We start from the raw sequence: 11652 nt of genomic DNA, 5'->3' as shown, positions 1-11652 counted from the left end.
CTTACAGGGATGTTCCTAGCCACCTCGGTAATTGCTCCGGCATTACTCTAATAATTACACTCATGTAATAACATTGCTCCACGGCATTAGTAAATCCTTTTACGTCGATTTAGCTATTTATGTTTAGTTTGAAACAATAAACATGTGCGCTGGATTATTGTTCCTTCCTTACCATTAGGTTGTCACTTAGCTCAGTGACTTAATTGCATTGGCGTAGGTTTAATTTTTAGAATAAGAAGTTTAATCTTCCTTTCTCTTTATACCTTTTTGGTATAACCAAGCTTTTACTCATATGGATAATACTTTATTCTTGTGCCATGATATTCATCAATAATATCATGCCAACATTAGTGGTCAGCAATGCAATTAACCCATTTACAAAAGTTAGAAGCCGAATCTATTCATATCATGCGCGAAGTTGCCGCAGAATTTGATAATCCTGTGATGCTTTACTCAGTTGGTAAAGACTCCGCCGTGTTACTTCATCTTGCGCGAAAAGCCTTTGCTCCTGGAAAAATACCTTTTCCGCTATTACATGTTGATACCAACTGGAAATTCAAAGAAATGATTGCCTTTCGCGATGAAATGGCGAAAGAACATGGCTTTGATTTACTCGTGCATAAAAATGCCGAAGGTATGGCGATGAATATTAGTCCGTTTGAGCACGGTAGTGCTAAGCATACCGATATCATGAAAACTCAAGGCTTAAAGCAAGCCCTTGATAAATATGGTTTTGATGCGGCTTTTGGTGGCGCTCGACGTGACGAAGAAAAATCGCGTGCGAAAGAACGTGTGTATTCATTTCGTGATAAAAATCATCGCTGGGATCCTAAAAGCCAACGCCCTGAGCTGTGGAACATTTACAACGGTAAAGTGAATAAAGGCGAAAGCATCCGAGTTTTTCCATTATCGAATTGGACCGAGCTTGATATTTGGCAATACATCTATTTAGAAGGCATTAAAATTGTGCCACTTTATTTAGCCGAAAAACGCCCAGTAGTTGAACGCGATGGCACTTTAATTATGGTTGACGACGACCGTATGCCTATTGGTAAAGACGAAGTGGTGCAAATGAAAAGTGTGCGCTTTAGAACCTTAGGTTGTTATCCGTTAACCGGCGCTGTTGAGTCAACCGCAACAACCTTACCTGAAATTATTCAAGAAATGCTATTAACCAAAACCTCTGAGCGCCAAGGCCGTGTGATTGATCACGACTCGGCAGGCTCAATGGAGAAGAAAAAGATGGAAGGTTATTTTTAAAACTTTGTCATCTTATTCCAGTTTATTTTACGGTGTTAGCATTTTAATTAAATCGACAATTTGTCGAGTAGAGATTTCCAAGGAAAAAACATGAGTCATACAGAAGACTTACTTGAAACCGATATTGAAGCTTATTTGAAGCAGCATGAAAACAAAGAAATGGTGCGCTTTTTTACTTGTGGTAGCGTTGATGATGGCAAAAGCACATTAATTGGCCGGTTATTACACGATTCAAAAATGATCTTTGAAGATCAATTAGCGGCGATTAAAAACGACAGTAAAAAGTCGGGCACTACTGGTGAAGCTATTGACTTAGCCTTGCTCGTTGACGGCTTGCAGTCAGAGCGAGAGCAGGGCATTACTATTGATGTTGCTTATCGCTATTTCGCTACTGACAAACGTAAGTTTATTATTGCCGATACACCAGGCCATGAACAATACACCCGCAATATGGCTACGGGCGCTTCAACCTGTGACCTGGCCATTATTTTGATTGATGCTCGTCACGGCGTGCAAGTGCAAACTCGTCGTCATTCCTATATATGTTCTTTGTTAGGCATTAAGCATGTTTTAGTAGCGGTTAACAAAATGGACTTGGTTGATTATAGCCAAGACCGTTATCAAGAAATTAAAAAAGATTACCGCAAATTTGCCGATGACTTAGCTTTTGAAGATGTACGTTTTGTGCCAATTTCAGCCCTTAATGGTGACAATGTTGTTGACGAAAGTACTAAGATGCCTTGGTATCCCGGTGCTACGTTAATGAAGTTATTGAATACTATTAAGGTAGATGATCAAAAACACTTTACTCAATTTCGTTTGCAAGTACAGTATGTTAATCGTCCTAATCTTGATTTTAGAGGTTTTGCTGGCACAGTGGGCTCAGGACATATTCGCGTTGGTGATGAAATTGTTGCTTTGCCATCAGGTAAGGAAAGTAAGATCAAATCGATTGTAACTTTTGAAGGTAACATTGATCGCGCCGATCACGGTATGGCGGTTACTTTGACCCTTGAAGATGAAATTGACATCAGTCGTGGTGAAATGATTGTTAAAAAGGGCAGTATTCCTACTTCAGCTAAAGAGCTAAGTGCGACTATTGTTTGGATGCATGAAGACGAATTAGAACCAGGGCGTGAATACTACATTAAGCACGGCAGTAAGCTCACCACAGGGCACGCAATAAAAATTGACCACCGCATTGATGTTAATACCTTAGAGAAATTTCCGGTTGACCAATTAGCCTTAAATGAAATCGGTGTTGCTCAACTTGAAGTAGCGGAAGCGTTACATTTTGATGCTTATGGTGATAATCCAGCGACCGGTGCTTTTATTATTATTGACCGATTGAGTAATGTTACTGTCGGTGCGGGTATGATTAACGGCGCACTTGAAGCGAAGCAAGATCATCAGTACTCAGCGTTTGAGCAAGAACTTAACACCTTAGTTCGCAAGCACTTCCCACATTGGGGCGCACGCGATTTATTGAAGTAGGAATAGCAGGTTAGCTGTCAGTTTTAAGCTGTCAGCTTTCAGTTAAGATTTAGTTATAAGTTAAAAAATAAGTTAAGGCATAGTGATCACTGTAGGTTAGTTTTTTTTGTGATTTTTGTAGGTCGGACTTTAGTCCGACAATTGTATAGCGGGCTATTAACGTAATGGGCCACAAACCATCTGCAACGGGCATTATATTTTCGTTCGCATTGATGCGAAGACGGTTAAATTTCATTTAACTTGTTGGACTGAAGTCCAACCTACAAGGGCCTACGGGTGCTAATGTAGTGTTGGGCAACTGTTTTTGTAGGTCGGACTTTAGTCCGACAATTGTATAGCGGGCTATTAACGTAATGGGCCAGATAACATCTGCAACGGGCATTATATTTTCGTTCGCATTGATGCGAAGACGGTTAAATTTTATTTAACTTGTTGGACTAAAGTCCAACCTACAAGGGCCTGAGCTGACAATGTAGCCTTGGGCAACTGTTGATGTAGGTCGGACTTTAGTCCGTCAACTGTACAGCGGGCTATTAACGTAATGGGCCACAAATCATCTGCAACAGGCATTATTTTGTTGTTTGCATTTATGCGAAGACGGTTAAATTTTATTTAACTTGTTGGACTAAAGTCCAACCTACATAGAGCCTACGGGTGATGATGTAGCGTTGGGCGTTTGGTTTTTTTTGTGATTTTTGTAGGTCGGACTTTAGTCCGACAATTGTATAGCGGGCTATTAACGTAATGGGCCACAAATCATCTGCAACGAAAATTATATTGTTGTTCGCATGTATGCGAAGACGGTTAAATTTCATTTAACTTGTTGGACTAAAGTCCAACCTACAAGGGCTTACAGGTGACAGTTTAGTGTTGGGCAACTGTTTTTGTAGGTCGGACTTTAGTCCGTCAACTGTATAGCGGGCTATTAACGTAATGGGCCACAAATCATCTGCAACGAGAATTATTTTGTCGTTCGCATATATGCGAAGACGGTTAAATTTCATTTAACTTGTTGGACTAAAGTCCAACCTACAAGAGCTTACGGGTGACAGTGTATTGTTCGGTAATTGTTTATGTAGGTCGGACTTTAGTCCGACAATTGTATAGCGGGCTATTAACGTAATGGGCCACAAATCATCTGCAACGAGAATTATTTTGTCGTTCGCATGTATGCGAAGACGGTTAAATTTCATTTAACCTGATGGACTAAAGTCCAACCTACAAGAGCCTACGGGCGATAATGTAGTGTTGGGTGATTTTTTATAATTTTACGATATTTACTTTTCGAACAGTAGTTAGAACTTGGATTAGGTTTACATTATGTTGTACACGCAGTGGCTACTGGTCGCAATATTTGCATTGACGCTTATTGGGCTGGTTTTTTTTCCAAACAAACCCGAGCGCGTTTTTGGTAGTACAACGTTACTGTGTTTAGCGGCGTCATTTGTTAGCACTGATGATATTCTCAGTAATGCGGTAAATCCTGGTTTAGTGACGTTATTATTATTGGTGTTATGTTCTTTTGCTTACGAACGCACCAGTATATTAAGGCGTATATCAGCGTTAATGCTCAATGGTAAAGCATCTACGGCAAGTTTTAGAACGCTTGTATTTACCGCTTTGAGTTCGGCATTAATCAGTAATACGGCGGTGGTCGCTACGTTAATTTCGGTAGTGAAAAAAAATACTGTGGTCAATCCTGGTAAGTTGCTCTTACCCTTGTCATTCGCCGCTATTCTTGGTGGCACTTTAACCCTAATTGGTACTTCAACTAACTTAATTGTTAATTCGTTATGGCTAGAACAAGGTCAACAAAGTTTAGGTTTTTTTGACTTTACGCTAGTGGGTGGAGCTGCACTTGTTACTTGTTTGTTGATTATATTATTGCGTCAACATACGTTAGCTGACATGCCAAACGAGCAGTTAGGTGATAAGGAATATCTGGTTGAAGCACAAGTGAAACCTAGCTCAAAATTGATTGGAAAAAGCATTGAAGATAATGGCTTAAGAAATTTAGACACGTTATTTTTGGTCGAGTTAGTACGCTGCGGGCGGCTAATTTCTCCGGTAACGCCAGATGAAGTCATAGAACCGAATGACAGACTGATATTCAGTGGTGACATCAGCAAAGTTTTAGTTTTACAGCAATTTGATGGCTTAACCTTATTTGCTGAGCAAAAGGGTTTGTTACGGGAAAACTTAACCGAAGTATTGATTAAACCTGATTCTGCTATTGTAGGTAAAACCTTAAAAACAGCAGGGTTTAGGGCAAGATTTGATGCCGCCGTTGTCGCTATTCGCCGAGAGGGTACGTCGCTTTCTGGCAAACTCGGTGATATAAAAGTGCAAGCGGGTGACTTTTTAGTCTTAGCGGTGGGCTCAGATTTTTGCGCGCGCACTAATTTAACGAAAAACTTTTTTATTCTTTCCGGTCATAAACCCGACGATATGCTGTCAGGCTGGCGTGACTCTTTAGCTATTTTTGGCTTTATTATTGCTATTGCGCTGACCATGGTGACTACGATAAGTTTGTTGTCGAGCCTAATGTTTTATCTAGCGTTATTGATTTTAACTGGTTGTTTAACGGTGAATGAAATTAAGCGCCGATTCCCGATTGAAATTTGGCTCATTGTGCTGGGTGCATTAACCTTAGCGCAAGCGTTTGAACATAGCGGTGTCGCAGGAATTTTTGCCCATGAAATTGAGCAATTACTGGCAGGTGAAAGTGCCTTAATCGCTATGGTGGTGATATTTTTTATTACCTTAGTGTTGACCGAAGTTATTACCAACAGCGCCGCGGCGGCTTTAGTGTTTCCGGTAGCTTATAATATTGCCATTGGCTTAGGTGTTAGCCCTTTACCCTTAGTGATGGCGGTAGCCTTTGGCGCTAGTGGCAGCTTTATTAGCCCGTATGGTTATCAAACCAATATTATGGTGTTTAATGCCGGTAACTATAAAATCACTGATTTTATTAAATTTGGTTGGCCGATAACACTGACTTATAGTGTAGTGGTGTTAATCTTGATACCGGTGGTTTTTCCGTTTTAGAGCAAAATAAAAGAGAAGCGTTTAGTTTTAAGCTGCCAGCTGTCAGTAAAAAACAAAGATCAGAGATTAGTTGAGAGTTTTGTTGTGTTTTTACTGACAGCTTTGAACTGATAGCTTAAAGCTTCTTTAGCTTACAGCTATGTAAATAATTTAACTGGAATAATATGAAAACTGAAAATACCGTTTGGCACACTCAACAAGTAAGCAAAACACAACGCGCTGATATCAAAAAGCAAAAAGCTTGTTTGTTATGGTACACAGGCCTTAGTGGCTCAGGTAAATCAACCATTGCCAATGCGGTCGATGCTTTACTTTTTCAACGCCATTGTCATAGTTATTTACTTGATGGTGACAATGTTCGCCATGGCTTAAATGGTGACTTGGGTTTTAGTGATGAAGAGAGAGTTGAAAACATTCGCCGTATTAGCGAAGTGGCAAAACTGTTTGTAGATGCCGGTTTAATTGTCTCAACCGCATTTATATCTCCTTTTTCCGCTGATCGCGCCATGGCAGCCAACAAGCTTGAGAACGGAGAATTTATTGAAGTATTTATCGATACTCCGATTGCTGTTTGCGAACAACGTGACCCAAAAGGCTTATATAAAAAAGCTCGAGCAGGTGAGATTAAAGATTTTACCGGTATAGACTCTACTTACGAAGCGCCTGAAAACCCAACCATTCATATCGACACGGCTAATAAAAGTATTGAACAATGTGCTCAACAAGTGGTTGATTATCTGATCACGCAAGGCTTGATCACTGATTGAGTTGGCGGGTGACAATGTAACGTTGGGCGATTGTTGATGTAGGTCGGACTTTAGTCCGTCAACCATTAGCCGGCGACTAACGCGATGGGTTAGTAAACACTTGCAGCGGGTATTATTTTTTCAATTGGCATTGATGCAAAGACGGTTAAATTTCATTTAACTTGTTGGACTAAAGTCCAACCTACAAAGGCCCACATAAAGCTTATGGGTGATAATGTAGCTTTTGGCGATTGTTGATGTAGGTCGGACTTTAGTCCGTTAACCATTAGCCGGCGATTAACGTGATTGGCTAGCAAACACTTGCAGCGAGTATTATTTTTTCAATTGGCATTGATGCCAAAGACGGTTAAATTTCATTTAACTTGATGTACTAAAGTCCAACCTACAAAGGCCCACATAAAGCTTATGGGTGATAATGTAGCTTTTGGCGATTGTTGATGTAGGTCGGACTTTAGTCCGTCAACTATTAGCAGGCGATTAACGCGATGGGCTAGCAAACACTTGCAGCGGGTATTATTTTTTCAATTGGCATTGATGCCGAAGACGGTTAAATTTCATTTAACTTGTTGGACTAAAGTCCAACCTACAAAGGCCCACATAAAGCTTATGGGTGATAATGTAGCTTTTGGCGATTGTTGATGTAGGTCGGACTTTAGTCCGTCAACTATTAGCCGGCGATTAACGTGATTGGCCATAAAATACCTGTAGCGAGTATTATTTTGTCGTTCGCATTGATGCCGAAGACGGTTAAATTTCATTTAACTTGATGGACTAAAGTCCAACCTACAAAGGCCCACATAAAACTTACGGGTGCTAACGTAGCTTTTGGCGATTGTTGATGTAGGTTGGACTTTAGTCCGACAACTCTCAGCAGGCGATTAACCCGATGGACTAAAGTCCAAGCTAGATTAAACTTACAAGTAACTTATGCTAACTTTATCGGTAAACAATTTATATAGGAGATTTTTGCATGCATTATGATGTTTTTAATGGCGATGCTGACGGCATTATTGCCCTGTTACAACTGCGCTTGGCTCAACCGAAAGCCTCAACACTGATCACTGGCGTTAAACGCGACATTCAATTATTACAGCAAGTACCTGTCAGACAGGCAACTTCTGTTACTGTGCTTGATATTTCTATGGAAAAAAACATTGTCGCTTTAGAGGCCTTGCTCGCCCATAATGTTGAGGTGTTTTATGTTGATCATCATCGCACGGGTGAAATACCGACCTCTGCACATTTAGATAAAATTATAGATATTGACGCCAATACTTGCACCAGTTTATTGGTAAATCAATATTTAACTGGCAAATATGCTTTATGGGCTATTGTTGGGGCTTTTGGCGATAATATGTTACGAGCGGCCGAGCAGTTAGCGCAGCAAGCTGGCTTGTTAGATAGCGAACAAGCTCAGCTGAAAAATTTAGGGATTTATATTAACTATAACGGCTACGGTCGCACGGTTGATGATTTACATATTGCCCCTGATGTTTTATTTACTACTTTATTGGGCTATCCAGACCCCTTTACTTTGATTAATGAAGCCAACTCTATTTTTGCCATTCTTGAGCAAGCCTACTTAAGTGATATGGCACAAGCTAAACAGGCGAGCGTATTGCATGATGATACGGCTTTGCAACTCATTGAGCTTGAAGATGCCGCTTGGTCGCGCAGAGTCAGTGGGGTTTATGGTAATGCATTAGCCAATCAGGAGCCTGATAAAGCGCATGCGGTGATCACCTTAAATATTGATGCTAGTTACACGGTAAGCCTGCGTGCCCCTATTAATAATAAAGTGGGCGCTGGTGAACTTTGTGCGCAGTTTGACACCGGTGGTGGTCGAGCTGCCGCGGCGGGCATCAATCAACTACCGAAAGAAAAACTTGGTAAATTCATTGCGTTGGTGTCAAAATATTATCAATAGTTTACTTTCGGGTATTCAATAATAAATAGCATTAACCTTATAAGGATTTAAAGATGAGTTTGTTGATCACAGGCGGAACGGGCTTTATTGGTAGCCATACCGTTATTGAATTGCTGGCGCTAGATAAAGACATTGTTATTGTTGATAATTTATCTAACTCTTCAACATTAGTGCTGGACCGTATTAAACAAATAACAGACAAGTCGGTAACCTTTATTCAAGCTGATATTTGTGATCGCCAAGCACTAAAGCAAGTATTTGAGCAACATAACATTGAAGCTGTAGTGCACTTTGCCGGTTTAAAAGCTGTGGGTGAGTCGAGTGTTAAGCCATTAAGTTATTATCATAATAATGTCTCTGGTTCGGTAACACTGTTGCAAGTTATGGCAGAGCATAACGTTAAAAATTTAGTGTTTAGTTCATCAGCAACTGTGTATGGTGAAAATAATCCCTCGCCACTTGATGAAACTATGCCAACGTCTGCGACCAATCCTTATGGTCAAACCAAACTGATGATCGAAAATATTCTCTTTGATCTCGCACGCAGTGATGAGCAATGGTCAATCGCCTGTTTACGTTATTTTAATCCGATTGGCGCACACGAATCGGGTCTTATTGGTGAAAACCCTAATGGTATTCCGAATAATTTATTGCCTTACGTGTCACAAGTGGCTGTTGGCCGATTAGCGCAATTACAAGTGTTTGGTGACGATTATCAGACCCCCGATGGCACAGGCGTTAGAGATTATATTCATGTAGTAGACTTGGCCCAAGGGCATGTTAAAGCGTTAGAAGCATTAAGTGATATTAAAGGCTGTGTACCGATTAACTTAGGCACAGGTAATGGTACCTCGGTGTTAGAGATTGTTAACACTTTTCAAGAGATTTCAGGACAAGATATCCCTTATAACATTGCGCCACGCCGAGCCGGTGATATTGGCACCGTTTACGCTGATGCAAGTGTTGCGAAGACCTTACTCGACTGGCATGCAAAACTTGATTTAGCTACTATGATTACAGATACTTGGCGCTGGCAGTCTAAAAACCCTAATGGTTTTGAATAGTTAATTTTTAATAGCTAAGCTACTGATTTTAATTCGTAGTGAAGCTGTTAGCTAGAAGTGAAGCTGTTAGTTAGAAGTGAAGCTCTTAGCTATCAGCTGTCAGCTTTCAGTAAAACCAAGTAGGTATTAGCATGCTTGGCGGATAAATAATTGACAGCTGTATTTAAGCTTGATGGACTAAAGTCAAGCTAGATGTAGCCTATGGGTGATAATGCAACTTTAGGTCATGTTTTCTAAGCACAATAATTACTGTACTGAATTTATTATAAACAAGGACGATTTATGCATAAAGGAATAATTTTAGCCGGCGGCAGTGGCACACGACTTTACCCACTCACGAAAGTTGTTAGTAAGCAGCTGATGCCTGTTTACGATAAACCTATGGTTTATTATCCACTTGCGACACTAATGCAAGCAGGTATCCAAGAAATACTCATCATATCAACACCAGAAGAAATCCACCGTTTTGAAGAACTATTAGGTGATGGCTCAAATTTTGGTATTACCCTCTCTTATAAAATTCAACCTAGCCCAGATGGTTTAGCCCAAGCCTTTATATTAGCTGAAGATTTTCTTAATGGCTCTGCGGCGGCTTTAGTGCTTGGTGACAATATGTTTTATGGCCACGACTTGGTCAAGTCACTTAAAAATGCTAATGCACAATTAAGTGGTGGTACTGTCTTTGGCTACCATGTGTCGAATCCAAGATCATATGGTGTGGTGGAGTTTGACGCGAACGGTACGGCAATATCTGTTGAAGAAAAACCTCAAGTGGCTAAGTCAAATTATGCGGTACCTGGTTTGTACTTTTTTGATGCTCGCGTAGTGCAATTAGCTAAAAATGTTAAGCCTTCAGCGCGCGGTGAATTAGAGATTACTGATGTGATTGAGCAGTATTTGCAAGCGGGTGAATTGAAGGTTGAAATTATGGGCCGTGGCACGGCTTGGCTTGATACCGGTACTCATGACGACTTACTCGCTGCAGCACAGTTTATTGCCACTATTGATAAGCGCCAGGGATTAAAGGTTAACTGCCCTGAAGAGGTTGCCTTTCGCAATGGTTGGTTAACTGAAGCAAAGCTGTGTGAAATTGCCCAGCCTTTACTTAAAAGTGGCTATGGCGAATATTTGATTAAGCTGATTGAAGAACGGGTGTTTTAAAGCGTTTTCTCCTGCTGTCCTCCTTTATTTCTCCCTGTGAGATATGCTTTTATTTTTTACAGGGAGGAAACAATAAGAAGGGAATGAGGTGGGACTTTAAACATTTAAAAGTGCTTTGTTTTTTAGTTTTACCTCCTGCAGTCCTCCTTGTTTTTTCCCTGTGAGATATGGTCTTATTTTTTTACAGGAGGAAACAATGAGAAGGGAATGAGGTTTTTAACAAAAGAGCTTTTGGTTTTTATTTTATCTCCTTGTAGGGGCGACTTTAGTCGCTTTTTGGATTCATAATTAGGTTTTGCCACGGCGAATGAATTCGCCCCTACATAAGTTGATTTTGAAGTTTTGATGGGATTTTATGAATTATATTGATACTAAAATAGCCGACGTTAAAATTATTGAACCAAAAGTATTTGGTGATGAACGTGGTTTTTTTATGGAAACCTTCCGTGTTGATACGTTTAATGAGCATTGCTCTGAACATGCTTTCGTACAAGACAACCACAGTAAATCAAGCCATGGTATTTTGCGCGGCTTGCATTACCAACTGAAAAATACTCAAGGTAAGTTAGTACGTGTTACCTCAGGTGAGGTTTATGATGTTGCGGTTGATATGCGTAAATCGTCGGCTACTTTCGGTCAGCATGTCGCCGTGGTGCTTTCGGGTGAAAATAAGCGACAACTATGGGTGCCTGAAGGTTTTGCCCATGGTTTCTATGTCATGAGTGAGTCAGCAGAATTTGTTTATAAATGCACAGATTATTATGCGCCAGAGCATGAAGTGTCACTATTGTGGAATGATCCAGCGTTAAATATTCAGTGGCCGCTGGTTAATGGTCAAGCGCCTGTTTTAGCCGTAAAAGATGAAGTGGGGTTGTTGTTTAAAGATGCCCCCGCGTTTACTGCTTCGCTTACTTCCTTGTATACGTAAAGT

The 11652-nt window shown here is 40.5% G+C and carries 8 protein-coding genes; all 8 read left to right on the top strand.

The window, feature by feature from the left end; all coding sequences use genetic code 11:
* Positions 1-360 precede the first annotated feature (360 nt).
* The 8 genes from cysD (at position 361) to rfbC (ending at position 11649) form a co-directional block, all read left to right on the top strand.
* The gene (gene cysD, locus H4J59_RS14020) at positions 361-1260 is read left to right on the top strand and encodes a sulfate adenylyltransferase subunit CysD (RefSeq protein ID WP_182138269.1); all 900 of its coding nucleotides are present in this window, start codon (positions 361-363) and stop codon (positions 1258-1260) included.
* Between the two features lie 90 nt (positions 1261-1350).
* A complete protein-coding gene (cysN, locus tag H4J59_RS14015) occupies positions 1351-2754 on the top strand; it encodes a sulfate adenylyltransferase subunit CysN (RefSeq protein WP_182240330.1) in 1404 nt (467 codons plus the stop codon).
* A 1320-nt stretch (positions 2755-4074) separates the two neighbouring features.
* Positions 4075-5802, top strand: coding sequence for an SLC13 family permease (locus tag H4J59_RS14010; protein WP_182240328.1), 1728 nt, complete (start codon positions 4075-4077; stop codon positions 5800-5802).
* A 164-nt stretch (positions 5803-5966) separates the two neighbouring features.
* Positions 5967-6569 (top strand): adenylyl-sulfate kinase, encoded by a 603-nt coding sequence (gene cysC, locus H4J59_RS14005; protein ID WP_182240326.1) that lies wholly within the window; start codon positions 5967-5969, stop codon positions 6567-6569.
* A gap of 970 nt (positions 6570-7539) precedes the next feature.
* Complete coding sequence (locus H4J59_RS14000) at positions 7540-8496, top strand: DHHA1 domain-containing protein (RefSeq protein WP_182240324.1); 957 nt, start codon at positions 7540-7542, stop codon at positions 8494-8496.
* A gap of 53 nt (positions 8497-8549) precedes the next feature.
* A complete protein-coding gene (gene galE, locus H4J59_RS13995) occupies positions 8550-9560 on the top strand; it encodes a UDP-glucose 4-epimerase GalE (RefSeq protein WP_182195151.1) in 1011 nt (336 codons plus the stop codon).
* Between the two features lie 282 nt (positions 9561-9842).
* Positions 9843-10721 (top strand): glucose-1-phosphate thymidylyltransferase RfbA, encoded by an 879-nt coding sequence (gene rfbA / locus H4J59_RS13990; RefSeq protein ID WP_182240322.1) that lies wholly within the window; start codon positions 9843-9845, stop codon positions 10719-10721.
* A gap of 355 nt (positions 10722-11076) precedes the next feature.
* Positions 11077-11649: a dTDP-4-dehydrorhamnose 3,5-epimerase gene (gene rfbC, locus H4J59_RS13985; protein ID WP_182240320.1), complete on the top strand. Its 573-nt coding sequence runs from the start codon at positions 11077-11079 to the stop codon at positions 11647-11649.
* Positions 11650-11652 lie beyond the last annotated feature (3 nt).

The organism is Colwellia sp. MB02u-10, from assembly GCF_014077185.1.
Lineage (GTDB): Bacteria > Pseudomonadota > Gammaproteobacteria > Enterobacterales > Alteromonadaceae > Cognaticolwellia.
This window is presented reverse-complemented; position numbering and strand designations above follow the sequence as displayed.

Bases quoted from the DNA above. Each gene is read 5' to 3' on its own strand.
- cysD (WP_182138269.1), top strand. From the start codon at position 361: ATGCAATTAACCCATTTACAAAAGTTAGAAGCCGAATCTATTCATATC.
- cysN (WP_182240330.1), top strand. From the start codon at position 1,351: ATGAGTCATACAGAAGACTTACTTGAAACCGATATTGAAGCTTATTTG.
- H4J59_RS14010 (WP_182240328.1), top strand. From the start codon at position 4,075: ATGTTGTACACGCAGTGGCTACTGGTCGCAATATTTGCATTGACGCTT.
- cysC (WP_182240326.1), top strand. From the start codon at position 5,967: ATGAAAACTGAAAATACCGTTTGGCACACTCAACAAGTAAGCAAAACA.
- H4J59_RS14000 (WP_182240324.1), top strand. From the start codon at position 7,540: ATGCATTATGATGTTTTTAATGGCGATGCTGACGGCATTATTGCCCTG.
- galE (WP_182195151.1), top strand. From the start codon at position 8,550: ATGAGTTTGTTGATCACAGGCGGAACGGGCTTTATTGGTAGCCATACC.
- rfbA (WP_182240322.1), top strand. From the start codon at position 9,843: ATGCATAAAGGAATAATTTTAGCCGGCGGCAGTGGCACACGACTTTAC.
- rfbC (WP_182240320.1), top strand. From the start codon at position 11,077: ATGAATTATATTGATACTAAAATAGCCGACGTTAAAATTATTGAACCA.